The organism is Microbacterium sp. PI-SA-G, from assembly GCF_057215335.1.
This window is the reverse complement of sequence record NZ_CM170103.1, coordinates 1155290-1179821: the sequence shown is the minus strand read 5'-3', so window position 1 is coordinate 1179821 and position 24532 is coordinate 1155290. Positions and strand designations below refer to the sequence as shown.

The window sequence follows — 24532 nt, the reverse complement described above, 5'->3', positions numbered from 1 at the left end:
CGACCCTCGGGAGAGGTTGCCATGCTTCTGTTCACGGCGAAGCGGGTGCTGTCCGGCATCCTTCTGCTCGTCGCGGTGTCCACGGGGACGTTCTTCCTCGCGCACCTCGCCATCAGCGATCCCACCGCTTCCCTGCTCGGCACGTCCGCGAGCCCGGCGCAGCAGGCTGCGCTCGCCGAGAAGATCGGCCTGGATCGCCCACTGCTCACGCAGTTCTGGGATTGGCTCTCGCACGCGGTGCTGCTCGACTTCGGCGTCTCGTGGCGCAACTTCCAGCCGGTCTCCACGCAACTCGCCACCAAGATTCCCGTGACGCTCTCGGTCGTGACGCTCGCGACGCTCATCACCGCGATCATCGGTGTCGCGTTCGGCATGATCACGGGGCTCCGGCCCGGCACCTGGTTCGATCGGATCATCAAGGGGGTGTCGGTCGTGCTGTTCGCTCTGCCGGGGTTCTGGGTCAGCCTCGTGCTCGTGATGTGGCTGGCGGTGCAGCTGCGGTGGTTCCCCGCTGTCGGCTACGTGTCGCCGGTGCAGTCCGTCGACGCCTGGCTGCGATCGATCACGCTGCCGGCAGTGTCTCTCGCTCTGGGTGGCATCGTCGCGGTCGCCGAGCAGCTGCGCAACGCCGTGATCGCCCAGAGTCGACAGGACTGGGTGCGCACGCTGCGCAGCCGGGGGCTGTCGTCCACCCGCGTCAATCTGCACATTCTCCGCAATGCCTCGCCCGCTGCCCTCACGGTGATCGCCCTGATGTTCGTCGGGCTGCTCTCGGGGGCCATCGTCGTCGAGCAGATCTTCAGCCTCCCCGGGCTCGGTCAGCTCACCAATCAGTCTTCGCAGAACGGGGACATCCCGATGCTGCTCGCCATCACGGTCGTCTCGATCGTCTTCGTCGTGATCGTCAACCTCCTGCTGGACCTCGTGCTCGGCTGGATCAACCCGAAGGTGCGCGTCGCATGACCACCACAGACATCCGCGTCGCGTTCGACCGTGCCGCTCAGAAGCGCCGCTCCGGCCTCTTTCGACGGTTCCTCCGGCACCCCGGCGGATGGATCCCGCTGTCGATCTTCCTGCTCATCGTGCTGATCGGCGTGTTCGCGCCCTTCCTCGCGCCGTCGGATCCGAATTTCGTCGACCTCTCCGCCGCCAAGGCGGCACCAGGACCCGAGCACCTGCTCGGCGGCGACTCCACCGGGCGCGACATCCTCTCGCGGTTGATCTACGGCACCCGCACGACGCTGTGGGGGGCGCTCATCACGATCGTCACCGCGCTGGTGATCGGGGTGCCGGCCGGGGTGGCCGCGGGCTATTTCGGCGGAACACTGGACCGCATCTCGACGTGGATCAGCGATGCGCTGCAGTCGATCCCGGGGATGATCATCCTGCTCGTGGTCGCGGCCGGTAGTCGCAACAACTTCGAACTGCTCATGGCGACCGTCGGTGTCTTCATGGTCCCGGGCTACTTCCGCATCTCACGCTCGCAGACGCTCGCCGTGCGCGGCGAGCCCTACATCGACGCGGCGCGGGTGTCGGGGCTCTCGGACGGCCGAATCATCTTCCGGCACGTGATCACGGCCGTGTATCCGCCGGTGATCATCCAGACCGCGCTCACTGCCGGAATGGCGATGGGCATGCAGGCCGGCCTTCAGTTCCTGGGCATCGGCGACTCGAACGTGCCCAGCTGGGGAGCGATGATGCTCGAAGGCTTCCGGCTCATGCTCACCTACCCGTTGATGCTGCTCTGGCCGTCGACCGCCCTCGGACTGACCATCGCGGTGCTGGCGATCATGGGTTCGACGCTCGCTGAACTCGTGCAGGTGCGCACGCCGCGTGTGGCTCGTCGACGCGCCGAGCCGGCGACGCACGGCGCACCGGTGGCGGCCACAGGCGCCACCCGCCACCACTCCGCCGATTCCGTGCTGCGTGTCGAGAACCTGAGGGTGATCCACGCGACACCCACCGGTGAGACGGAGGTCGTGCACGGTGTCACGCTCGATGTCGCTCCGGGCGAGGTCGTGGGCATCGTGGGCGAGTCGGGTTCCGGAAAATCGCAGACCGTCTTCTCGGTGTTGAACCTGCTCCCCGCGACGGGGCGCGCGCTCGCCGACGCGATCTGGGTGGGCGGCAAGGACGTCACTCGGGCCTCCGCCAGGGAGCGACAGGCGCTGCTGGGGAGGGAGATCGGCTACGTCCCGCAGGAGCCGATGAGCAATCTCGACCCGTCGTACACGATCGGTCATCAACTCGTCGAACCCCTCCGGCGCACGCACGGGATGAGTCGGGCCGCAGCGAAAGAGAGGGCGCGGTCGATGCTGGTCCGCGTCGGCTTGACCGACCCCGACCGGGTCATGCGCAGCTATCCCCACCAGGTCTCCGGCGGCATGGCGCAGCGGGTCCTGATCGCCGGTGCGATCGCGGGCAAGCCCTCGCTGCTGGTGGCCGACGAGCCCACGACAGCGCTCGACGTCACCGTGCAGGCCGAGGTGCTCGAACTGCTGCGTGAGTTGCAGGCGGAGTACGGGATGGCGCTGCTGATCGTCACGCACAACTTCGGTGTCGTCGCAGACATCTGCGACCGGGTCATCGTGATGCGCGGGGGCGACATCGTCGAGTCGGGTCCGGTCGACGAGCTCTTCGCCGCACCGTCGGAGGAGTACACGCGCGAACTGATCGCCGCGTCGCTCGACAGCGCAGAGGGTCGCGCAGAGCTCGATCGCGCTGCGCGACAGAGCGCCGAGAGCGCCGAGAACGCCGAGGTGACCGCATGAAGCCCCTGCTCGAGGTGAACGACCTCGTCGTCGAATACGGTCGCGGGCGGAGCGCGTTCCGCGCGTTGCAGGGCGTCTCCCTCGAGATCGCGCCGGGCGAATGCCTCGGCCTGGTCGGAGAATCAGGATCGGGCAAGTCGACGCTCGGCAAGGCGGTTCTCGGTCTCGCCCCGGTCACCGCCGGCAGCATTCGGTTCGACGGTCGCGAGATCGGGGGTCTTGGCGGCCGCGCGCGGCGTGGACTCGCCGACGACCTGCAGGTCGTGTTCCAAGACCCGTACGGCTCTCTGAACCCGGCCATGACGGTCGGCGACATCCTCGCCGAACCGCTGCTGACGACCGGTGTGACCGCGCGAGAGGCCGAGACGAAAGTGCGGGAGATGCTCGATCGCGTGCGTCTGCCCACGACCTCGATGGACCGGTACCCGAGCGAGTTCTCCGGTGGACAGCGGCAACGTGTCGCGATCGCGCGCGCCCTGGTGCGCGGGCCCCGCCTGATCATCTGCGACGAGCCGGTCAGTGCACTGGACCTCACGACGCAGGCCACGATCCTCGACCTGTTCATCGAGCTGCAGCGCGATACTGGGGTCGCGTACCTCTTCGTCTCGCATGATCTCGGAGTCGTGCGTCGCGTCTGCCACCGCGTGGCCGTCATGTACCAGGGGCGTCTCGTGGAGGTCGGCGAGGGGGAGCAGGTCACGAGAGCGCCGCAGCATCCGTACTCCGAGAGGCTGCGCCTGGCCTCCCCGGTGGCCGATCCGGCGGAGCAGCGCGAGCGGCGTGCCCAATGGCTCGCGCTGCGGGAGGTGCACGATGCGGCGGTACGGTAGCTGCAGGCCGGATCACTTCGTGCATCGTCGCGGGATGCGTGGAGGATCGCTCATCCAGGACCGGCCGGAAGGACTCCATGCCGAAGATCATCGATCACGACCAGCGTCGACGGGACATCGTCGAGGTGGCCAAGCGCATCATCCTCAAGGGCGGCTTCGAGGCGGCGACCATGCGGAGCATCGCCGCCGAAGCGGGATTCGCGAACGGTGCGCTGAAGCATTACTTCCCGGGCAAGGAGAGCATCGTCGCGGCGACGTTCGAGACGATCCTGCAGGAGATGTCCGAGGGTGTGCAGGCCGCCGGCGCCGAGCCGGCGTCGGCTCACGCCGCGCTGCGAGGATTCCTCGCAGCCACCATCCCGCGCGACCCCGAGCAGATCGCGGCGGGCCGCGTGCTGCTCGCGCTCTGGGAGTACGCGATGGCCAACGAGGCGCTTGCGGCTCTGTACCGCAGTCATCTGGGGGCGTGGCGCGCTTCGCTGATCGAACGGATGGAGGCGGCGCGCGACGAGGGTGCGATCCGGGATCAGGATTTCGGAGCTCGGGCGAACGAGTACATCTCGGCGGCTGTCGGCGCCACGATCATCAATCTCATGTACCCGGCGGGCGAGCGGATCGCCGACTACCAGACCTACATCGACGACTTCCTGGCGCGGCTCCGCTGAGCGCGACGCGCCGCCACCGAACGGACGGCGCCTCATGACCACGCTCTTCTCACGCACACTTCCCGGAGTCGGACGACCGATCGTGCTCCTGCACGGGCTCGCCTCGAGCGGTACCGCGGACTGGCCGGATGACGAGTGGGATGGTGTGCTCGGACACCGCCCTCGCCTCGTCATCGACCTCCCGGCGCACGGCGACAGCGGATCGCTCGGCGTCGCGCCCACATCCGCGGTGACCCACGCCTTGGCTCAGACGATCCGCGACGCTCTCGGGGAGGTCGAGATCGATCTGGCCGGATACTCTCTCGGCGGACGTCTCGCGTGGGATCTGGCGGGGCATCCTTCGCTGCGGGTGCATCGGGTCGTGCTCGGGGGCGTGAGCGCGCGAGAGCCGTTCGCGGCCGTCGATCTCGCCGCCGCGCGCCTCGCGATCGGCGGAGGCGCAGCGCCCGCCGACCCGCTCACAGGCATGATCGCGCACATGGTGTCCCTGCCGGGCAACCGTCCGGCCGAGCTGCTGGAGTTGATCGAGGGCCTCGCACGCGAGCCGTTCGACCCGCAGGCGGGTGGACCCGCGGTGCCGGTGCTCCTGCTCGGTGGCATCGACGACGAGATGTCGACCGGGATCGACGAACTCGCCGCTCTCCTCCCGAACGCCCGGACGCAGCGAGTTCCGGGCGATCACCTCGCGGCCGTGCACACTCCGGAGTTCCGCGAAGCGGTCTCCGGCTTCCTGGCGGGCTGAGCCGTCTCGGAAGCGGGGCCTGCTGCTGTCCTTATTATTCTCCATACGTAGACTAAACTCCTCCTCACGAAAGGCATCACCATGACCACTGCACCCACTCCGGACGCCGCGCGCATCCTCGACATCGCCACCGGCTACATGGCGTCGAAGCAGCTCTTCGAGGCCAGCCGAATCGGATTGTTCGTCGCCGTCGGTGGCGGCGCTGACACCGCAGGCGACATCGCCGAGCGCTGCGGTGTGAGTGCGCGCATCGCGCGCATCCTCGCGGATGCGATGGCCGCGCAGGGTCTGCTCGTGCGATCCGACGCGAGCTACTCTCTCGCGCCCGACGCCGAGGCGTACCTCGCCGGTGCGGCATCCGCCATCGACCTCGCTCCCTTCCTGACCTTTCTCGATCAGATCAGCTACCCGCACTGGCTGCAGTTCGCGCACACGGTCGACACCACGGAGCCGGGCGACCTTCAGATGGATGACGCGCGCTGGGCGACCTTCATGGGTGGCGTCATGACGTACAACCGCCTCCACGCGCAGGAGTTCGGCCGACACATCGACCTCTCGGGAGCGACGAAGGCGCTGGACTTCGGCGGGCTCTCGGCCGAGTTCGCCCTCGCAGTGATGGCCTCCAACCCGCAGCTGCACACCACGTTCGTCTACGCGACGGGCTTCGAGGACGGTGTCGCCGAGGCGGTGCAGGTCGCGGGCGTGGCCGATCGAGCCGTCGTGGAGACGGCGGACACCGCGACAGCGACGCCGCAGGGCGCATACGACGTGATCTTCGCCAACCATGTGATCCACCGGTTCAGCGCCGAGGAGAACGCACAGATCTTCCACAACCTCCGGGCCGCGGCGGTCGACGGCGCGACTCTGACCGTGCTCGACTTCTTCCTTGACGACGACGCCGAACAGAGGACACTCGATGCCCTGCACGCAGGGGAGTACCTCGTCATCGACGGCACGGTCGTGTACCCCGAGGCTGAGGTGCGCGGCTGGCTGGGCGAGGCCGGCTGGGAGGTGCGCGACAAGGTCGCGCTTCCGGGCAGCCCGCGGGTGCTTATCGCGACGGCGGTGTGACGCTCCCGGGCGTCGCGACGGCGACGCCCGGGTCGAGCCGGTCTGAGGGATACCGGTGGGCGGGCGGCATGCGTGAACATGCCGCCCGCCGTTCGCCCCCCCGGGCGGGCTCAGATCATGCGCGCGCGAACACGGTTTTTCCGTCGACGATCGTGCGTTCGACAGAGACCGAGGCGAACGCACGGCCTGGCTCGAGCGGGTCCTCGTCGAGGACGGTGATGTCCGCGACCTTGCCGGCCTCGAGCGAACCCTTCCACGCAGAGGCGCCGTCCTGCCGCGCCGCGTCCACGGTCATGCTCCGCAGCAGGCCCCGCCGCGTCGGATCATCGTCCTGTGCGCCGGTCTTCCCGAGCAGAGCGAGCCCGGAGTCCAGGGTCGTGCGCCAGTCCGGTGTGGCAATCGGCGAGTCGCTCGTGAGGGTGGTCAGCACTCCCGAGGCGAGCATCTCCGCGAGAGGCCAGGCGGCCGCCAGGCGTTCGTTCCCGAGCGCCTGCGCGGCCCAGATGTGCGTGTGTGCGGCGATCAGCGGCTGCACCGCGAAGCCGACGCCGTATCGAGCCATTCGCGCGATCTGCGCGGACGTGGCGAGGTCTCCGTGGACGACGTAGTGCGGTCCGGCCGCATGGGGTGCATCGACGAGGCCTTCGAGCGCGCGGAGGAACTCGTCGATCGAGCGGTCGCCGGTGGCGTGCACGGCGATCTGCAGTCCGCGGGCCGACGCGAGCTCGATCATCCGGTGGAATGCCGCGAGGGGATTCTCTCCGCCCCGCGTCAACAGGCCGCCGGAGGTCCCGTCGGCGTACGGCTCGTCGACCCAGGCGGTGGACAGAGGAGGGATGCCGTCGGCGAAGATCTTCACCCCGGTGATCGCCAACCATGCAGCGTCGGCGGGCGGGGGCGGGGTCTCGATGCCACGCTCGAAGTCCGCCAGGGTGCTCTCGCCGTCGATGGTGCCGAACAGTCGGAGCAGAGTGACGCGTGAGGTCTGAGCTCCGGCGCGATGCAGCTCGAGGTAGGTCGCGAGCATGTCGCTGCCGAAGCAGCCCGTCTCGCCCGAATCCTCTCCGGGGCCGATGCCCGGTTCGGTGTAACTCGTGATTCCCAGCTCGGCCAGCAGGCGCCAGGCCTGACGGAGTGCCTCCCGGCGCTCGTCGGCGGTCGACACGAGGCGCCCCGTCGGCTGCTCCGCGGGCGGGGTGTCCGAGAAGAAGAGGTGCGGCCAGCGGGCTCCGAGCCACGCCGCGTGCAGGTGTGCGTCGTTGATGCCGGGAACGGCCGTGCGCCCGTCGAGGTCGAGTGTCTCGCGTGCCTGGAGCGCCTCGGCCTCGGCGCCCACGGCGATGATTCTTCCGTCGCGGACGGCGACCGCGCTCACGACGGAGTCGATGGCGTCGAGAGTGTGCACGCGGCCCCCGCGGATGATGAGGTCGGCGGCGGTATCGATGCGTGTGTCAGTCATTATTCCACCAGTGTAGACATAAAGTGCTCGGAAGCGCGGCAGGATGGACCCATGAAGAGCGCGACACTGCTGTCCGAGCGTCTGCGGTCGCACCGGCTCACAGCACCGGCGCGGACGGTGACCGATGCCGCGGCGCATCTGCTCGCGGTGCAGAGCCAGGACTTCACGGCGGGGCGCTGGGCGCTCGCCGCCCGTACCCGCGGAGAGCCGAGCCTGCGCGCGGTCGATCGGGCGTTCGACCGCGGCGACCTGGTGCGCGCGTGGACCATGCGCGGCACCCTGCACACGGTCCCGGCCCGCGATCTCGGCTGGGTGCTCGCGGTCACGGCTCCGCGGCAGCGGCAGCAGGCGGCGTCACGCGAGCGCGACCTCGGCATCGACGACGACGTGGTCGCCCGCGCGGCATCCGCCCTGATCCCCGCATTGCACGACGGCGGATGCACCCGAGCGCAGGCGTTCGAGCTGCTCGAGGGCGTCGGTATCGACCCGCGCGCGCAGCGAGGGCTGCACGTGCTGTTCCGGCTCACCGTCGACGGCCTGATCTGTCAGGGTCCGGTCGTCGCGCGTGACGGCATCGCGCGCGAGCAGCGTTTCGTGCTGGTCGACGACCACATCCGCGCGCACGAGAGCCCCGACGATCCGCTCGCCGAGCTCTTCGTGCGCTACATCACCGGCCACGGCCCGGCGGGCGTCGCCGACTTCGCGTGGTGGTCCGGGCTGACGCTGCGCCAGTCCCGCGATGCGCGTGAGCGCGCGGGCGGCCGTGTCACCGAGGTCGAGGACGGGCTCTTCGTGGCTCCGGGTGGTCCGTGGCGCTCGCCGCATGCGGCATCCGTCTTCGCCCTGGGTGCCTTCGACGAGTTCTACATCTCCTACGCCGACCGCACGGCGGTGTGCGCACCCGAGCATCTGGCCGCGGTCGGCCCGGGAAAGAACGGCATGGTGCGTGCCACGATCATCGAGCAGGGGCGTGTGATCGGTTGCTGGACGCACGCGAGCGCCGCGCACCGCACCCCACCCGACCTGTTCGTGGCACCGACCGACGAGCAGGCGATGCACGCGGCCCTCGCGCGGTTCGCCGGCTTCCTCGAGAGGTGACCTGGCGGCATCACTCGTCGGCGTGACGCCCCAGGAAGTTGTAGACCTCGTTGTCGTCGACCCCGGGGAACGCGCCGCGGGGGAGCGGCGAGAACATGTGCGTGTGCACGCGGGCGCTCGGCCAGGCCCGCCCGCTCCACCGTTCGCGCAGCTCCGACGAGGGGCGACGGCAGCACGCCTCGTCGGGGCACGTCGACACGGCGCGGTCGTTCGTCTCGCGTCCGCGCCACCACCGGGCGTCGTCGAACGGCACGCCGACCGTCACCGAGAACTCTCCGTCGCGAGACGAGCCGGTCTGCGTCGAGCACCAGAACGTGCCAGACGGGGTGTCGGTGTACTGGTGATGCTCGACCGTGCGGTTCTGCTGTGTGAATGCTGCTCGCGCCTGGAACTTGCGGCACACGCGCTGCCCCTCGACGGCACCGGTGACGTCCATCGGCAGCGGCAGGTCGTCGTTCTCGTACACGCGGGCGATCGCGCCGGTGGAGTCGACGCGCAGGAAGTGCAGCGACATGCCGAGGTGCTGCGTCATGAGGTTCGTCATGCGCATGCCGGCGGCCTCGTGCGTCACGCCGAACGCGTCGCGGAAGTCCTCGACGGCGAGGTTGCGGTCCTTCTTCGCCTGCTGCAGGAACGCCACCGCGGCCGTCTCGGGCATCAGGCAGGAGGCGGCGAAGTAGTTGATCTCGAGCCGCTGCTGCAGGAAGTCCGCGTAGTCGGTGGGCGGGGTGTGCCCGAGCAGTCGGTGCGCCATCGCCTGCAGGGCCATAGACCGCAGTCCGTGTCCGCCGGGGATCGAGGCGGGCGGCAGGTAGATGCGTCCGTTCTCGAGGTCGGTCACCGAGCGGGTGGAGTGCGGCAGATCGTTGACGTAGATCAGCTCGAAGCCGAGCTTCTCGGCCATGATGCTCACCGTGCGGTGCGTGAGCGCACCCTGTACGTGGCCGGCGGCGCGCAGGTGCTTCTCGGCGAGCTTGTCGATGTCGCCGAGGTAGTTGTTCTGCGCGCGCATGCGCAGTCGCAGCTCGGTGTTCGCCCGTCGGGCCTCCTCGGGCGTCGCGATGGCCTCGCGCTCGCGGCGCTGCAGCTCGTGGTGCAAACCCAGCAGCGACTCGATGGTCTCATCGCTCATGCCCTTCGTCACGCGCACGGGCGCGACGCCGAGCTGCCGGAAGACCGGGCTCTCCTGGGCGCGCTCGAGTTCGATCTCGAGGGCGGCGCGACGGTTCGGCGGCTCGCCCGAGATGAGATCGGTGACCTCGGTCTTGGTCGCTTGGGCGATCGCCTGCAGCAGCGACAGCTTCGGCTCGCGCTTGCCGTTCTCGATCAGGCTCAGCTGCGACCCCGCGACGCCGACCAGCGCGCCCAGTTCGTCGAGCGTGTACCCGTTCTCGAGCCGGTGGTGACGGATGCGGTGGCCGAGAGTCGTGAGGTGGATGCCGGAGGTCGCCATTCCTTGAGCATAGCGAAAGAACCGCAATTCTTATACGCGGATACGACGGAAAGACCGGCGGATGTCGGAAGAAGATGGACTCAACGCCCACCTCAAAGGAGCAGCAATCGTGGCCATCGCCGAAGCCTTCACCCCCCGCACGTCTCCCGTCGCCCCGGCGCGCACGTTCGGGACGGCTCCGACCTACGACACTCCGGCGATGGCAGAACTCGCCGCCTGGGTCGAGGAGATCCGCGCCCTCACACAGCCCGACGCGGTGCACTGGGTCGACGGCTCCCGCGCCGAGAACGACTGGCTGCTGCGTGGCCTCGTCGACGAGGGCAAGCTGATCAAGCTCAACCCCGAGTGGCGCCCCGGCTCCTACCTCGCCCGGTCGCACCCCAGCGACGTCGCCCGCACCGAGGGACGCACCTTCATCGCCTCGGAGCGCGAGGAGGATGCCGGCCCCACGAACAACTGGGCCGATCCCTCCGGCATGCGCGAGAAGATGACCGAGATCTTCGAAGGCTCCATGCGCGGACGCACGATGTACGTCGTGCCGTTCTCGATGGGGACCGTCGGCGGACCGCTCTCGCACATCGGCGTGCAGGTCACCGACAGCGCGTACGCCGTGGCATCCATCGGCATCATGACCCGCGTCGGCGATGCCGTCACGCGACAGATCGCCGAGGGCGCACCGTGGGTGCGGACCGTGCACTCGGTCGGCGCCCCGCTCGGCCCGGGCGAGCCCGACGCCGAATGGCCGTGCAATGACGACAAGTACATCGTGCACTTCCCCGAGACGCTCGAGGTCTACTCGTTCGGCTCCGGCTACGGCGGCAACGCGATCCTCGCCAAGAAGTGCTTCGCGCTGCGCATCGCCTCGGTGATCGCTCGCGACGAGGGCTGGCTCGCCGAGCACATGCTGCTCATCCGCGTGATCGATCCGGCGGGCAAGGCGTACCACGTCGCGGCCGCCTTCCCCTCGGCGTGCGGCAAGACCAACCTGGCGATGCTGCGTCCCACCATTCCCGGATGGCGCGTCGAGACGCTCGGCGACGACATCGCGTGGATCCGCCCCGGCGAAGACGGCCGCCTGTGGGCCATCAACCCCGAGGCCGGCTTCTTCGGCGTCGCGCCCGGCACCGGCGAGTCGACCAACGTCACCGCGGTCGAGACGCTCTGGGGCAACACCCTCTTCACGAACGTGGCCCTGCGCCCCGACGGAGACGTGTGGTGGGAGGGGCTGACCGACACCCCGCCCGCGCACCTGACGGACTGGGAGGGCAACGACTGGACGCCGGATTCCGGGCGCCCCGCCGCGCACCCGAACTCGCGCTTCACGGTCTCGGCCGCCCAGTGCCCGCAGATCGCCGAGGACTGGGAAGAGGCCGTGCCGCTCGACGTGATCCTGTTCGGCGGGCGCCGCGCGAGCAACGTGCCGCTCGTGGTCGAGGCCACCGACTGGACGCACGGCGTGTTCCTCGGCTCGAACATCTCGTCCGAGCGGACCGCCGCCGCCGAAGGAACACTCGGCGAACTGCGCCGCGACCCGTTCGCGATGCTCCCGTTCTGCGGCTACAACATGGCCGACTACTTCGCGCACTGGCTGAAGGTCGGTCGCGGACTGCGGTTCGACCGTGCACCGCGCATCTTCCAGGTGAACTGGTTCCGCCGCGGCGACGACGGACGCTTCCTGTGGCCCGGATTCGGCGACAACTCTCGCGTGGTCGACTGGATCATCCGTCGGGTCGCGGGCGATGTGCCCGCCGTCGACAGTCCGATCGGACGCCTGCCCCGCACCGAGGACCTCAACCTCGACGGACTCGACATCCCCACAGCCGACCTCGAGGAGCTCTTCTCCGTCGACCCGCAGGCGTGGAAGACCGAGGCCGACCTCACCGAGGCGTTCTACGACACCTTCGGCGACAAGGTGCCGGCCGCGCTCCGCAGCGAGCTCGCGTCGCTGCGCTACCGCCTGGCGAACGCCTAGGCCCACAGACCGGTGCCGGCTCGGGGGAGTCGGCACCTCCCTTTCCGCCCGTGTGGCGGTGTGAAACCCGCGAAGGCGGGATGTCGGAGACGAACCCATGGCTGAGTGGTCTCCGGCATCCCGCCTTCGCGTTGCCTGCGGTCTGTGCGCCTAGGCCAGCAGCTGGTGGCGCGCGAGGTCGCGGTACAGCGGCGTCGACTCGACGAGCTCGGCGTGCGTGCCCTGGCCGATGACAACGCCGTCCTGCAGCACCACGATCAGGTCGCTGTCGACGACGGTCGAGAGGCGGTGGGCGATCACGACGAGTGTGCGATCGGTCGAGACCGCGTCGATCGCCTCGCGCATGCGCTGCTCGTTCACGCCGTCGAGTGACGAGGTCGACTCGTCGAGCAGCAGGATCGGCGCGTCCGTGAGCAGTGCCCGCGCGATCGCCAGTCGCTGACGCTCACCGCCCGAGAGCATCACGCCGTCTTCGCCCACCGGGGCTTCGAGTCCGAGCACACTGCGCTCGAGCACGTCGCCGAGGTTGACCGCGCGCAGCACCTGCTCGCACTCCTCATCGGTCGCGGCGGGGGCGGCGAGGCGCAGGTTGTCGGCGAGGGTTCCGGCGAGAGTCGGAGCGTCCTGCTCGACGTAGCCGAACTGGGCGCGCAGTTCGTCGCGCGTGTAGGTGCGCGCGTCGTGGCCGTACAGGCGGATGGACCCGCCGGTCGGGTCGTAGAAGCGCTCGACGAGGGAGAGGATCGTGCTCTTGCCGGCGCCGCTCGGCCCGACCAGCGCGACGCGCGCGCCCCGCGGCACGGCGAAGGACACCCCGCGCAGCACCTCGTGGTCCGTCGCCGGTGCCGCCTCGGCATCCGTCTTCTCGAGGTGCGCATCGGCCAGCAGGTTCTGCGCCTCCCGCGCGGCGGCGCGACGGGCGGCGACCACGTTCTCGGGGTAGCGGAAGTGCACGTCGCGGAACTCCAGCGCCGGAGCATCCGGGTCGGGCTCGTCGCGCGTGAGGCGGCCGGCGATCTCGGCGTCGCGCTGCGTCTCGATCGGCAGGTCGAGCACCTCCTGGATGCGCCCGAGGGCGCCGAGGGCCTGGTTCACCGAGGTGATCGCGCCGAAGGTCGAGGCGAGCGGCATCACCAGTAGGAACAGGAACATGATGAACGCGATGAGCGAGGCGATTGTGATCGCGCCGGCGGCGACGCGGAAGCCGCCGACGCCGAGCACCACCAGCAGCGAGAGCTGCATGGCGATGCCCGCGATCGGCACGACCAGCGACGAGATCTTCGCGATGCGCACACCGATGCCGTACGCCTCGGTCGCGACGTTCGACACGGCGACCGTCTCGCGTTCGGTCGCGCCCGAGGCGCGGATCGTGCGGATCGATCCGACGGCACGCTCGACACCGGAGGCGAGCTCGCCGACCTTCTCCTGCTGGGCGGTGGATGCCGAGCGGATGCGTCCGCTCAGGACGACGACGACGGCCACCGAGACGCCGATCACGACGACGATGAGCAGCAGCAGGATCGGGTCGATCACGAGCATCGCGATGAGGGCGCCGAGGAACAGCACCACGTTGCCCACCGCGTCGGCGAGGCCCTGGGTCAGCACGGCGTACAGGAGCGTGGTGTCGGTGCCGACGCGCGAGACGAGGTCGCCGGTGCGGCGGGCATCGAACTCCGACGTGGGCAGGTGCAGGATGCGGGCGATCAGCTGGCGACGGCTGGAGAGCACCACCGCGGTTCCCGTGCGCTGCAGCAGGTAGTGCTGGAAGCCCGAGATGATCGACGACGCGATCACGAAGCCGACGAGGAGCCACACGAGAACGCCGATCGTGCCGTCGGACTGCACGGCCTCGATGACCTGCCCCACCAGCAGCGGCTGCACGAGCGATGTGGCGGCGCCGACGACGCTGAGCACGGCCACCATGATCAGGGTGCGCTTGTGCTCGAAGAGGAAGGGGAGGAGCTGGCGGAACGTGGCGCGCGGGCCGTCCTGTTGCGCGTCGCGTCCGCTGCGGCGGGGAGTCGCCGTGCGGGACATGGGTGACCTCGTTCTGAAAAAGGGGGTACTACGACCGTACTTCGTGTTCGATACGTCGGTCGCCGGTCACGCCCGTCCGAATCGGCGGTGGGCTGCCTGCTTGCTGACCCCGAGAGCGCTGGCGATCGCCTGCCACGAGTAGCCTGCGAGGCGCGCCCGGCGCACCTGAGCCTCCTCGGCGCGGGAGATCTCGCGGCGGATCCCCGTGAGTCGGCTCAGCTCGGCGAGCGGCTCGCCCTCCGGGTCGGTGTCGACGGCGGTGCGGATGGTCATGCGGTCCTCCTCGGTTCGTGCTGGCTGTCAACATATATTGACTTTGCGGTTCGTGTCAACACACGTTGACCCCGCGGTTCGGAGGACATCTGCGGTGCGGAGGGCGATTGCGCCGGATCTCTCCTCCCGCGCGCAGATCTCCTCCGAAGAACGCAGGTGCGCCAGACTGGACGGATGCTGGCCGCACCGAAACTCCGCGCGGGTGACCGCGTCGCCGTGCTCTCACCCGCCTTCGCCGCTCCCGCGGTCGCTCCCGAGCTGCACGAGCAGGCGCTGCGTCGTCTCACGGAGCTCACCGGACTCGTGCCGGTGGAGTACCCGACGACCCGCGTGCTCGATGCGAGCCCCGAAGCGCGCGCGGCCGATGTGAACGCCGCGTTCGCCGATTCGAGCATCCGTGCGATTCTCGCCACGATCGGCGGCGACGATCAGATCCTCGTGGTGCCGCACCTCGACCCGGCCCTCGCCGTCGCGGACCCGAAGCCGTTCCTCGGCTACAGCGACAACACGAACATCCTCAACTGGCTCTGGCAGTCGGGCGTCTCGGGGTTCTACGGCGGATCCACCGCCGTGCACCTCGGCCCGGGCCCGGCCGTCGACGACGTGCACCTGTGCTCCCTGCGGGCTGCGCTGATGGACGGCGGCGACGTGCAGATCACCGAGCCGGGGGAGTCGGAAGACGTCGGCCGACGCTGGACCGACCCGCGGGCGCTGACCGAGTACGGCGACCGCGTTCCGACCGAGCCGTGGACCTGGTCGGGCCCTGCGCTGCGGGTCGCGGGTCGCACCTGGGGCGGATGCCTCGAGGTGATCGACGGCCTCGCACTGGCGGATCGGCTGCCCGCGGTCGACGATCTCGCCGGCGGCATCCTGCTTCTCGAGACCAGTGAAGAGCGTCCGCCGGCGAGCTGGGTCGCCCGCTGGCTGCGCGGACTGGGGGAGCGCGGCATCCTCTCGGCGGTGGCCGGAGTCGTGGTGGCGAGACCACCGGTCAGCGACTTCGAGTTCCGCCCGTCCGCCTCAGAGGCGAGAGGTCTGCGTGACGAGCAGCGGGATGCCGTCGTCGACGTCGTCTCGCGCTACAACCCCGAGGCCGTGGTCTGCGTCGGTCCGCCCTTCGGTCACACGCGCCCGCAGTGGATCGTGCCCTACGGCGGGATGATGACCCTCGACGGTGCCGCGCGCACGCTCACGGCGCACTACTGACGCGGATGTGACGGGGCACCCGGATCCGAGAACCCGGGTGCCCCGTCACGACGGTCACGCAGCTCAGCGCTGCTTCGCGGCGATGCCGAGGTCCGCCTCGTAGTCGGTGTCCTTGGTCTCCTTGCTCAGGAACAGTGCGATGAAGGTCAGCACGCCCATCGCCGAGAGGTAGAGACCCACCAGCCACGGGGCGCCGTCGCCGAGCTCCCACAGCCACACGGCGATGAGCGGGGCCACGGCGGCACCGAGGATCGACGACACGTTGTACGAGATCGCCGAGCCGGTGTACCGCACGTTCGTCGGGAAGAGCTCGGGCAGCAGTGCGCCCATCGGGCCGAAGGTCGCCCCCATGAGCACGAACCCGAACACCAGGAACGCCTGTACCAGCGCCCCGCTGAACTTGGGGTCGACGGTCGGCAGCAGGAACGTGTTGAACGTCAGACCGAACACGATGATCAGCCCGGTCACCCACATCAGCAGCGTGCGGCGGCCGACCTTGTCGGCGATCGGGCCCGACAGCAGCGTGAAGATGCCGAAGAACACCACGCCGATGATCTGCATGAGCACGAAGTCGGTGTAGCCGAAGCCGAGGCCCGGGTAGAACTGGGCGGCGAAGGCCGAGGCGTCGAAGTCCCGGCCCGCAGCTTCCGCGGCGGCCTGTGCCGCGGCGGAGGCGGTGTCGAGCGACGCGGCCTTGGTGCCGTACGCGAGCGTGAAGTTCGTCATCAGGTAGAACAGCACGTACGTGGCCAGCATGATGAACGTGCCGAGGATCAGCTGCTTCCAGTGGTGACGGAACACCGTGGCGAGGGGCAGCTTGCGGATGACGCCCTTCTCCTCGGCCTTCTTGAACGTGTCGGACTCGACGAGCTTGAGGCGCACCCACAGGCCGACGATGACCATGACGGCCGAGAACAGGAACGGGATGCGCCAGCCCCAGGCCAGGAACGCCTCGGACTTCAGCACCGGGTTCTCACCGTGCGGCAGCAGCCAGTTGATGGCGAGGAACAGGAAGTTCGCGATGATGAAGCCGAGCGGCGCACCGAGCTGCGGGAACGTGCCGTACCAGGCGCGCTTGCCCTTCGGGGCGTTCTCGGTCGCGACCAGTGCGGCGCCCGACCACTCGCCGCCGAGCGCGAAGCCCTGCGCCAGGCGGAGGATCAGCAGCAGCAGCGCCGCGACCCACCCGATGTCCTGGTAGGTCGGCAGCAGGCCGATCACGAACGTGGCGGTGCCCATGGTGAGCAGCGACGCGACCAGCGTCGCCTTGCGGCCGAACTTGTCGCCGAAGTGCCCGAAGACGACGGCGCCGATCGGACGCGCCACCATCGCGGCGCCGAACACCGCGAACGAGGCGAGCAGCGACGTGGTGTCGTCGCCGGTCGGGAAGAACAGGATCGGGAACACGAGCACCGCGGCCGTGGCGTAGGCGTAGAAGTCGTAGAACTCGATCGTGGTGCCGACGAGGCTGGCGGTGATGACGCGTGATCGCGGATTCGCGGGCGCGGTGGTCGTACTCATGCTGCTCCTTAGATCCGTGCCGGTGCACCGGACACTCGCAGGAGTTTACGCCTTGCTGGGAGTTCGCTGGACGCGCGGCCCGCGATCCGCGCGACTCACTCCTCGGCGTCGCCCAGCAACAGCCCGCTCACGAGCTCCGCGCGCGGCGAGACGAGCTCCTCCAGCTCCAGCACCACCAGCCGGTTCGCGCCCGCCCGCGTCACGGGTGCGGGAACGAACAGCGTCCGCTGCGGCGCGTTGCGCCAGTACCGCCCGAGGAAGAACCCGTTCACGAACGCGTAGCCCTTGCCCCACGACGCCGTGTCGAGGAAGAGGTCCGCGGGAGCGTCGAGCGCGATGTCCGCCGTCCAGGCCGCGGGCGCGGCTCCCGCGTCGTGGGCGTCGGTGCGCTCCGCGACCGCGCCGGCGATGTCGGCGACGTCGAGCGGCGTCGAGGTCCAGCCGGTCAGCGGCACACCGTCGAGCACGGGGGAGCCGATCAGCCCCTTCTCCTCGCCGAGCCGGTGGGCGTAGTTCACGCGCCCCTGGTCCTCCACGAGGATGCTCAGGCGCCGCCCCGCGGGGATCCGCAGCGTGCGGTCGTGGCGAGTGCGCGAGAGTGCGCCGACCGGCTGCCCGTCGACACTCACCCAGGCCAGGTCACGCACGCCTTCGAACGTCAGCAGTCCGCCCGCGGCACCCGGCAGCTCGACGTCGTAGCGCATCAGCGCGCTCCGGTGCTCGAGCGCGTCGAACGTCTGCGGCGCTTCGGTCGACCGAGCGGATGCCGCGGCATCCGTCCACGCGCCCGCGGGCGTCAGCGGCACCGTCGCGGTCGGTGCGGCCGCCGCGCGCTCGGGCACCTCGTCGGGCACCGGGGCGTACTTGGCGATGACGTCGCGGAACGCGAAGAACTTCTCCGTCGGGTTGCCGGCTTCGTCGAGCGGGGCGTCGTAGTCGTACGAGGTCACGATCGGCAGGTAGCGCCCCTTGTGGTTCGCGCCGTTCGTGAGACCGAAGTTCGTGCCGCCATGGAACATGTAGATGTTGACCGAGGCGCCCGCCGCGAGCAGTGCGTCGAGGTCGGATGCCGCGGCGTCGACGTCGGTCGTATGGTGCACGCCGCCCCACCAGTCGAACCATCCGTCCCAGAACTCCGAGCACATCAGGGGTCCGGTCGGCTGGTGCGCGCGCAGCGTGGCGAGCCGTTCGGCGCTGCGTGAGCCGAACGAGGCGGTCTTGTGCAGCGACGGAAGGGTGCCGTCCGCCAGCATCTGATCCTGCGGCTGGTCGACGGTCGTCAGCGGCACCGTGATCCCGGCGTCCTGGGTGAGGGCGACCAGCGCCTCGAGGTACGCCTTGTCGGATCCGTAGGCGCCGTACTCGTTCTCGATCTGCACCAGCACCACCGGTCCGCCGCGGTCGATCTGGCGGGGGACGACGATCTCGTACACCCGGTGCAGGTATGCGCTCACGTCGGCGAGGAACTCCGGGTCCGACGAGCGCAGCGCCCGCTCGCCCGCGGTCAGCCACGTCGGCAGTCCGCCGTTGTGCCATTCGGCGCAGATGTAGGGCCCTGGGCGCACGATCGCGTCCATGCCCTCGGCGTGCACGAGGTCGAGGAACCGCCCGAGGTCGTTCCAGCCCGTGGCATCCCACTCGCCGCGGCGCGGCTCGTGCGCGTTCCAGGCGACGTACGTCTCGATGGTGTTGAGCCCCATCAGCCGAGCCTTGCGGATGCGGTCCTGCCACTGGTCGGGGTGCACCCGGAAGTAGTGCAGGGCGCCGGAGATCACCTGGTGCGGCCGGCCGTCACGCAGGAAGTCGGTCTCGCCGAGGGAGAAGGAGGTCACAGTCCCAGTGCTTTCGTCGAAGTGGTCGGGGCCGAGCCCTCGAGGGGCCCGGCCCGACCGGGTCGTGTTACTTGTTGACGGCGAAGCCCTGGGCGTTGCCGTACTCGACCAGTGCGTCCTGCCAGGTGGCCAGACCCGCGTTGAGGTCACTGCCGTTCTGGTACGCCTGGCCCACGGTGTCGCCGAAGATGCTGTTGCCGTAGACCTGGTAGGGCAGGTAGTTCCAGCCCTCGACCACGTCGTCCGCCGCGGCCGCGAGGACCTCGTTGATCTTCTGTCCGCCGAAGTACTCGGGGGCGTCGGCGAGGAACTCGTCGCTCGACAGCTCGGCCGTGGTCGACGGGAATCCCCCGCTCTCCATGAACAGCGAGATGCTCTCCTCGGAGTTGTTCAGCCACCACAGGAAGCCGGCCGCGAGGGCAGGGTTCTTGCTCTGCTTCGTCACGGCCTGGCCGCCGCCGCCGTTCTCGGCGCTCGCGGGAGTGCCGTCGTAGGTCGGCATCGGAGCGACGCGCCAGTCACCGGCGCCGTCGGGTGCGCCCGAGATCAGGTTGCCCGGCATCCAGGCACCGATCACGAGGGTGGCGATGCTGCCGTCGCCGAGGGCACGGAACCACTCATCGCTCCAGCTGCTGGTCGGCGCGACCAGGCCTTCCTCGACGAGACGGTTCCAGTTCTGGGTCCACTTCTGGGTGCCCTCGTCTTCGAGGTCGATCGAGACGTCGGTGCCGTCGGTCGAGAACGGCTCGCCGCCTGCCTGCCAGATCATCGACGTGGCGAAGCCGGCGTCGCCGGTGTCGTTGGTGATGTAGGCGTTCGGGTTCGCGGCGTGGATCGCCTTCGCGGCCTCGTAGTACTCGTCCCACGTGGTGGGCACGGCGAGACCGGCCGCGTCGAAGACGGCCTTGTTGTAGAACATCGCCATGGGGCCGGAGTCCTGCGGCAGGCCGTAGATGGCGTCGCCCTCGGTGACGGAGTTCCAGGTGGAGGCCGTGTAGTCGTCCTCGAAGTCGGCGAAGCCGAACTGCGAGAGGTCGGTGAACGCGTCGGTCAGCGAGAACTGCGGAAAGGCGTAGTACTCCATCTGCACGACGTCGGGAGCGCCCGAGCCGGCCTTGATGGCGTTCTGCAGCTTGGTGTACTCGTCGTTGTTGGTGCCCGCGTTGACCACGTTGACCGTGACGTTGGGGTACTCCTCCATGAACGCCTCGGCCTGTGCCTCGGCGGAAGGGGTCCAGGACCAGTACGTGATCTCGCCGCCCTTCTCGAGAGCGGCCTCGACGGAGTCGAACGTGCCGTCGCCGGCGGCGGCTCCGCTCGAGTCGCCGGTGGATCCGGTGCTGCATCCGGCCAGCGCCAGCGCTGCCACGGTTCCGGCTGCGAGCACCGTCAGGGTGCGGCGCGCAGCGGGGTGAGGAAGGTGCTTCATTGCTGTGTCCTTTCGGGGGTGCGGTCCCTCATCGGACCGACGTGGGAGGGGAGCGGTGGCGTCATTGCTTGACGCTTCCCGCGGTGAGACCTGACTGCCAGAACCGCTGCAGCAGCAGGAAGGCGATGACGATCGGGATGATGGTGAGCAGCGAGCCCATGATCACGAGGTTGTAGATCGGCTGCGAACCGGCGCCGATCGCCTGCGAGCTCCACTGGTTCAGACCCACCGTCAGCGGGTACCAGGCGGGGTCCGAGAGCATGATCAGCGGCAGGAAGTAGTTGTTCCACGTCGCGACCACGGTGAACAGCGCGACGGTGACGATGCCGGGGGCGAGCAGACGCATCGAGATCGTGAAGAACGTGCGGAACTCGCCGGCGCCGTCGATGCGGGCGGCCTCGAGCAGCTCGGTCGGCACGGACTCGGTGGCGAACACCCAGATCAGGTACAGCCCGAACGGGCTGATCAGTGACGGGATGATCACCGCCCACGGGGTGTTCGTGAGTCCGAGCTCACTGAAGAGCAGGAATGTCGGAACCGCGAGCGCCGTGCCGGGCACCGCGACCGCGCCGAGCACGATCGCGAACACGGCGGGGCGCCCGGGGAAGCGGTATTTCGCCAGACCGTAGCCGGCCATGGTCGCCAGCAGGGTCGCGCCACCGGCTCCGACCACGACGTAGAGCAGCGTGTTGCCGAGCCAGCGCAGGAAGATGCCGTCGCGGTACGCGAACGTGGCGACGAGATTGTCGAAGAACGCGAAGTCGTCGGCGAACCAGAGACCGAACGAGCTGAACAGTCCGGACTGCGTCTTCGTCGAGCTGAACAGCAGCCACACCAGCGGCACCAGGGTGTACAACGCGTAGACGACCATGACGATCAGCAGCGTCTTCGACGACCGCGGGTTCATCGGGTCGTGACGCTTCGACGAGCGCACGGGACGGGCGAGGGGGAGTGCCATCTCAGCGCACCTCCGACTTGGAGCCGCGCAGTTGCACGACGTAGGCGATGACGGCGGTGATGACGCCCATGATGATGGCGATCGTCGCCGCGTAGTTGAACTGCTGACCCGCGAACGAGAGGTTGTACGCGTACATGTTCGGGGTGAAGTACGTCGTGATCACGTTGGGGGCGAGCGGGCGCAGGATGTTGGGCTCGTTGAAGAGCTGGAAGCTGTCGATGATCGAGAAGATCGTCGCGATGATGAGGGCGCCGCGCACCGAGGGGATCTTGATCGAGAAGATCGTGCGCCACGCGCCGGCGCCGTCCAGCGACGCCGCCTCGTACATGTCGGTCGGGATCGTCTTGAGCGAGGAGTAGAAGATCAGCATGTTGTAGCCGACGAACTGCCAGGTCACGATGTTGCCGATCGAGACCAGGATCCACTCCTTCGCGAACGGGGTGATCAGGTCGCTGCCGAGCAGGTCGTTGACGTTCGAGGCCAGGCCGAACTGGTCGCCGTAGATGTAGCCCCACATCAGCACCGCGACGACCGCGGGCACCGCGTACGGCAGGAAGATCAGGATGCGGAAGAACGATGCTCCGCGCAGTCGCGCGCTGTCGAGCGCGAGGGCGGCGGCCAGGGCCAGGATCAGCATGATCGGCACCTGCACCAGCAGGAAGATCAGCACGCGGCCGAACGCCTCCCAGAACTGCGAGTCGCCGAGGGCGCGCACGTAGTTGTCGAACCCGACGAACGCCGTGCCGCCGATGAGCTTCTCCTGGAAGAAGCTCAGGTACAGCGCGTAGGCGAGCGGCGTCAGGAACACCAGTGCGAACACGATCATGAACGGGCCGACGAAGGCCCATCCTCGCCAGTCGCGTTTCTCGCGGCGGCGGATGCCGACGGCTCCGGGTGCCGCTGTGATTTCAGTCGTCATCGACGAGACCTTCTCCGAGTTCTGGCGCCCACTGCGCCGTGTGTCAACGTCAACATATGTGATGTGTTGCTAGTGTGTCAACGTCAACACATGAATGGATGATCTCCCGTGACCTTGGAAACCCCGACAGAGCAGTCGCCGCGCCGCAGAGAGCCCTCGATGGAGGATGTGGCGCGCGAGGCGGGCGTCTCGGGGCAGACGGTGTCGCGGGTCGTGAACGCCCGAGGATACGTCGGAGCCGACACGCGCGTGCGCGTCGAAGAGGCCATGCATCGCCTCGGCTACCGACCCAACAGCGCCGCACGAGCGCTGCGGTCGGGGCGCTTTCGCACGATCGGCGTCGTGATGTTCTCGTTCAGCTCCTACGGCAACCAGCGCACGCTCGACGCGATCGCCGTGCGCGCCGCGCAGCTCGGCTATGCCCTCACGCTCATCCCCGTCGAGTCCAGCGCGCGCGACACCGTCGTGGGCGCCTTCCGCCGACTCGAGGAGCACGCGGTCGACGGCATCATCATCGTGATCGAGGCGCACCAGCTCGACGAGGCCGACATCGAGATCCCCAGCGGGCTGCCCGTCGTGTTCGTCGACTCGAACCGCGGAGCCGAGCATCCGTTCGTCGACACCGACCAGGCGCAGGGCGCGCGTCTCGCCACCGAGCACCTGCTGCAGCTCGGGCACGAGACCGTGTGGCACGTCGCCGGACCCGCGAAGTCGTACTCGGCCGAACGCCGACGTGAGGCGTGGCAGTCGACACTCGAGACCCACGGATGCCGCGTACCTGAACCGCTGCCGGGGGACTGGAGCGCCGAGTCGGGGTATGCCGCGGGGGTGCAGCTGCGCGCGATCGACGGCGTCACCGCAGTCTTCGCCGCGAACGACCAGATGGCGATCGGCGTGCTGCGCGCGTTCCGCGAGATCGGCCGCGCGGTGCCCGATGACGTCAGCATCGTCGGCTTCGACGGACTCCCCGACGCCGCGCAGCTGTGGCCTCCGCTCACGACCGTGCTGCAGCATCCGGAGCGTGTCGGGGCCGCCGCGGTCGACGCCCTTCTCGCCGAACTCGATCAGGGCGAACGGGTGCAGACGCCCCTCGTCGGCACCGAGCTGATCGTGCGCGCGAGCACCGCCCCGCCGCGCGGGCGCTGACGCTTCGCGCTCCGCGCTCCCTCCTCCGCGCTTCGGAGGACTTCTGCGCAAGGGAGGTCTCGTGCGCAGCATCCGCCCTCCCTTGTGCAGATCTCCTCCGCAAACCACACCGGATGCCGCGCCTCACCCGTCCTGCACGGATGCCGCGACTGTGACTCTCTCCACAGCCGATGAATACCTTGCAGCCACCGACGACCGGCGTCGCGACGTCCTGACAGGGTCGAGGCATGCACCCGCCCCTGCGCCTCTCGGATGTGCGCGATGTCGTGCCCGTGCGTACGCTCCTCATCGCGGGCATCAGTCGCCATGCCGTCAGGCGCGCGATCGAACGCCAAGAACTCCTGCGTGTTCGGCGTGGGTGGGTCGCGGCGCCCGATGCCGATCCGCTGCTGCTCACGGCGGCTCGGGGTGGTGTCGTGCTCACGTGCATCACGCAGGCGAAGAGGCTGGGGCTGTGGGATGCCGGCGACGCCACGCTGCACGTCGCCGCGCCGTCGCACGCGGGAAGGGTCGAGGTCGCCGGGCACGTGCACTGGGGGAAGCCCGTGGTTCCGAGGGATGCCGCGGCCCTCGTCGACCCGATCGAGAACGTGCTGTCGATCGTGGCTCGGTGTCAGCCGCGCGACACGGCGCTCGCGATCTGGAACTCCGCGTTGCACGCACGCCTCGCCGACCTCGAGATGCTCCACGGTCTGCCGCTCACATCCGCGGCGCGCGGGCTCCTCGCTGAAGCGACCCCGTTCGCTGACTCCGGACTCGAGTCGGTCGTGGTTCCGCGGCTCCGATGGCTGGATGTGCCGCTGCGTCGACAGATCTGGATCGCCGGGCATCGCGTCGATCTGCTCATCGGCGAGCGGCTGGTGTTCCAGATCGACGGCGGACACCACGTGGGCCCGCAGCGCACCCGCGACAACGAGCATGACGTGCGCCTGATGCTGCGCGGCTATCACGTGATCCGGGTCGGATACGAGCAGGTGATGCACCGGTGGCCCGAGGTGCAGGAGCAGATCACCTACGCCGTCGCCCAGGGCCTCCACCGCGCGCGGTGACCTCCTGGCCGCCGCGCTCCTGCATCACAGCGCTCCTGCATCACAGCGCTCCTGCATCACAGCGGAGGAGATCGACGTTGCGGAGGGCTACGGCGTCGAAT

The 24532-nt window shown here is 69.1% G+C and carries 20 protein-coding genes; 11 read left to right on the top strand and 9 right to left on the bottom strand.

Annotated features, from left to right (window positions below):
• The first annotated feature begins 21 nt into the window (after positions 1-21).
• The 6 genes from AC2D10_RS05855 to AC2D10_RS05830 all read left to right on the top strand — a co-directional run bounded on the left by AC2D10_RS05855 (position 22) and on the right by AC2D10_RS05830 (position 6079).
• On the top strand, positions 22-963 hold the full coding sequence (locus tag AC2D10_RS05855) for an ABC transporter permease (protein ID WP_484711066.1): 942 nt from the start codon (positions 22-24) through the stop codon (positions 961-963).
• Positions 960-2771 carry a dipeptide/oligopeptide/nickel ABC transporter permease/ATP-binding protein gene (locus AC2D10_RS05850; RefSeq protein WP_484711065.1) on the top strand — a complete coding sequence of 604 codons (1812 nt, stop codon included), beginning with the start codon at positions 960-962 and terminating at the stop codon, positions 2769-2771. Before AC2D10_RS05855 ends, AC2D10_RS05850 begins: the two co-directional genes overlap by 4 nt.
• Entirely contained in the window at positions 2768-3601 is an 834-nt protein-coding gene (locus AC2D10_RS05845) for an ATP-binding cassette domain-containing protein (protein ID WP_484711064.1), read from the top strand. Before AC2D10_RS05850 ends, AC2D10_RS05845 begins: the two co-directional genes overlap by 4 nt.
• Before the next feature lie 77 nt (positions 3602-3678).
• The gene (locus tag AC2D10_RS05840; protein WP_484711063.1) at positions 3679-4266 is read left to right on the top strand and encodes a TetR/AcrR family transcriptional regulator; all 588 of its coding nucleotides are present in this window, start codon (positions 3679-3681) and stop codon (positions 4264-4266) included.
• 34 nt (positions 4267-4300) lie between these two features.
• Positions 4301-5008, top strand: a complete 708-nt coding sequence (locus tag AC2D10_RS05835) for an alpha/beta fold hydrolase (RefSeq protein ID WP_484711062.1) — start codon at positions 4301-4303, stop codon at positions 5006-5008.
• Between the two features lie 81 nt (positions 5009-5089).
• Positions 5090-6079, top strand: coding sequence for a methyltransferase family protein (locus AC2D10_RS05830; RefSeq protein ID WP_484711061.1), 990 nt, complete (start codon positions 5090-5092; stop codon positions 6077-6079).
• Between the two features lie 115 nt (positions 6080-6194).
• Here AC2D10_RS05830 and AC2D10_RS05825 read toward each other — a convergent pair whose 3' ends face one another.
• Positions 6195-7538, bottom strand: a complete 1344-nt coding sequence (locus AC2D10_RS05825; protein WP_484711060.1) for an amidohydrolase — start codon at positions 7536-7538, stop codon at positions 6195-6197.
• A 51-nt stretch (positions 7539-7589) separates the two neighbouring features.
• Between AC2D10_RS05825 and AC2D10_RS05820 the strand changes: the two genes are divergently transcribed.
• The gene (locus AC2D10_RS05820; protein ID WP_484711059.1) at positions 7590-8636 is read left to right on the top strand and encodes a winged helix DNA-binding domain-containing protein; all 1047 of its coding nucleotides are present in this window, start codon (positions 7590-7592) and stop codon (positions 8634-8636) included.
• Positions 8637-8646: 10 nt separating this feature from the next.
• On the opposite strand, the gene AC2D10_RS05815 is transcribed toward AC2D10_RS05820, so the two are convergent.
• Positions 8647-10089 carry a helix-turn-helix domain-containing protein gene (locus AC2D10_RS05815; RefSeq protein ID WP_484711058.1) on the bottom strand — a complete coding sequence of 481 codons (1443 nt, stop codon included), beginning with the start codon at positions 10087-10089 and terminating at the stop codon, positions 8647-8649.
• 109 nt (positions 10090-10198) lie between these two features.
• Here AC2D10_RS05815 and AC2D10_RS05810 point away from each other — a divergent pair, with 109 nt between their 5' ends.
• On the top strand, positions 10199-12061 hold the full coding sequence (locus AC2D10_RS05810) for a phosphoenolpyruvate carboxykinase (GTP) (protein ID WP_484711815.1): 1863 nt from the start codon (positions 10199-10201) through the stop codon (positions 12059-12061).
• Between the two features lie 150 nt (positions 12062-12211).
• Here AC2D10_RS05810 and AC2D10_RS05805 read toward each other — a convergent pair whose 3' ends face one another.
• Positions 12212-14098 (bottom strand): ABC transporter ATP-binding protein, encoded by a 1887-nt coding sequence (locus AC2D10_RS05805; RefSeq protein ID WP_484711056.1) that lies wholly within the window; start codon positions 14096-14098, stop codon positions 12212-12214.
• A 66-nt stretch (positions 14099-14164) separates the two neighbouring features.
• Entirely contained in the window at positions 14165-14371 is a 207-nt protein-coding gene (locus AC2D10_RS05800) for an AsnC family protein (protein WP_484711055.1), read from the bottom strand.
• A 174-nt stretch (positions 14372-14545) separates the two neighbouring features.
• On the opposite strand from AC2D10_RS05800, the gene AC2D10_RS05795 reads away from it, so the two are divergent.
• On the top strand, positions 14546-15577 hold the full coding sequence (locus AC2D10_RS05795; RefSeq protein ID WP_484711054.1) for a S66 family peptidase: 1032 nt from the start codon (positions 14546-14548) through the stop codon (positions 15575-15577).
• 63 nt (positions 15578-15640) lie between these two features.
• Here AC2D10_RS05795 and AC2D10_RS05790 read toward each other — a convergent pair whose 3' ends face one another.
• From AC2D10_RS05790 to AC2D10_RS05770, 5 genes are all read right to left on the bottom strand, one after another.
• Positions 15641-17098 carry an MFS transporter gene (locus tag AC2D10_RS05790; RefSeq protein WP_484711053.1) on the bottom strand — a complete coding sequence of 486 codons (1458 nt, stop codon included), beginning with the start codon at positions 17096-17098 and terminating at the stop codon, positions 15641-15643.
• A 95-nt stretch (positions 17099-17193) separates the two neighbouring features.
• Positions 17194-18930, bottom strand: coding sequence for a glycoside hydrolase family 35 protein (locus tag AC2D10_RS05785; protein WP_484711052.1), 1737 nt, complete (start codon positions 18928-18930; stop codon positions 17194-17196).
• 67 nt (positions 18931-18997) lie between these two features.
• Entirely contained in the window at positions 18998-20359 is a 1362-nt protein-coding gene (locus AC2D10_RS05780; RefSeq protein ID WP_484711051.1) for an ABC transporter substrate-binding protein, read from the bottom strand.
• A gap of 61 nt (positions 20360-20420) precedes the next feature.
• Positions 20421-21266: a carbohydrate ABC transporter permease gene (locus tag AC2D10_RS05775; protein ID WP_484711814.1), complete on the bottom strand. Its 846-nt coding sequence runs from the start codon at positions 21264-21266 to the stop codon at positions 20421-20423.
• Between the two features lie 52 nt (positions 21267-21318).
• Positions 21319-22236, bottom strand: coding sequence for a carbohydrate ABC transporter permease (locus tag AC2D10_RS05770; protein ID WP_484711050.1), 918 nt, complete (start codon positions 22234-22236; stop codon positions 21319-21321).
• A gap of 159 nt (positions 22237-22395) precedes the next feature.
• Between AC2D10_RS05770 and AC2D10_RS05765 the strand changes: the two genes are divergently transcribed.
• Together AC2D10_RS05765 and AC2D10_RS05760 are read left to right on the top strand one after the other, a co-directional pair.
• A complete protein-coding gene (locus tag AC2D10_RS05765) occupies positions 22396-23382 on the top strand; it encodes a LacI family DNA-binding transcriptional regulator (RefSeq protein ID WP_484711813.1) in 987 nt (328 codons plus the stop codon).
• Positions 23383-23609: 227 nt separating this feature from the next.
• On the top strand, positions 23610-24431 hold the full coding sequence (locus AC2D10_RS05760) for an endonuclease domain-containing protein (protein WP_484711049.1): 822 nt from the start codon (positions 23610-23612) through the stop codon (positions 24429-24431).
• The last annotated feature ends 101 nt before the right edge of the window (positions 24432-24532 follow it).

Coding starts and splice junctions, on each gene's coding strand:
- AC2D10_RS05855 (WP_484711066.1), top strand. CDS start 22: ATGCTTCTGTTCACGGCGAAGCGGGTGCTGTCCGGCATCCTTCTGCTC.
- AC2D10_RS05850 (WP_484711065.1), top strand. CDS start 960: ATGACCACCACAGACATCCGCGTCGCGTTCGACCGTGCCGCTCAGAAG.
- AC2D10_RS05845 (WP_484711064.1), top strand. CDS start 2,768: ATGAAGCCCCTGCTCGAGGTGAACGACCTCGTCGTCGAATACGGTCGC.
- AC2D10_RS05840 (WP_484711063.1), top strand. CDS start 3,679: ATGCCGAAGATCATCGATCACGACCAGCGTCGACGGGACATCGTCGAG.
- AC2D10_RS05835 (WP_484711062.1), top strand. CDS start 4,301: ATGACCACGCTCTTCTCACGCACACTTCCCGGAGTCGGACGACCGATC.
- AC2D10_RS05830 (WP_484711061.1), top strand. CDS start 5,090: ATGACCACTGCACCCACTCCGGACGCCGCGCGCATCCTCGACATCGCC.
- AC2D10_RS05825 (WP_484711060.1), bottom strand. CDS start 7,538: ATGACTGACACACGCATCGATACCGCCGCCGACCTCATCATCCGCGGG.
- AC2D10_RS05820 (WP_484711059.1), top strand. CDS start 7,590: ATGAAGAGCGCGACACTGCTGTCCGAGCGTCTGCGGTCGCACCGGCTC.
- AC2D10_RS05815 (WP_484711058.1), bottom strand. CDS start 10,089: ATGGCGACCTCCGGCATCCACCTCACGACTCTCGGCCACCGCATCCGT.
- AC2D10_RS05805 (WP_484711056.1), bottom strand. CDS start 14,098: ATGTCCCGCACGGCGACTCCCCGCCGCAGCGGACGCGACGCGCAACAG.
- AC2D10_RS05800 (WP_484711055.1), bottom strand. CDS start 14,371: ATGACCATCCGCACCGCCGTCGACACCGACCCGGAGGGCGAGCCGCTC.
- AC2D10_RS05795 (WP_484711054.1), top strand. CDS start 14,546: ATGCTGGCCGCACCGAAACTCCGCGCGGGTGACCGCGTCGCCGTGCTC.
- AC2D10_RS05790 (WP_484711053.1), bottom strand. CDS start 17,098: ATGAGTACGACCACCGCGCCCGCGAATCCGCGATCACGCGTCATCACC.
- AC2D10_RS05780 (WP_484711051.1), bottom strand. CDS start 20,359: ATGAAGCACCTTCCTCACCCCGCTGCGCGCCGCACCCTGACGGTGCTC.
- AC2D10_RS05775 (WP_484711814.1), bottom strand. CDS start 21,266: ATGAACCCGCGGTCGTCGAAGACGCTGCTGATCGTCATGGTCGTCTAC.
- AC2D10_RS05770 (WP_484711050.1), bottom strand. CDS start 22,236: ATGACGACTGAAATCACAGCGGCACCCGGAGCCGTCGGCATCCGCCGC.
- AC2D10_RS05765 (WP_484711813.1), top strand. CDS start 22,396: ATGGAGGATGTGGCGCGCGAGGCGGGCGTCTCGGGGCAGACGGTGTCG.
- AC2D10_RS05760 (WP_484711049.1), top strand. CDS start 23,610: ATGCACCCGCCCCTGCGCCTCTCGGATGTGCGCGATGTCGTGCCCGTG.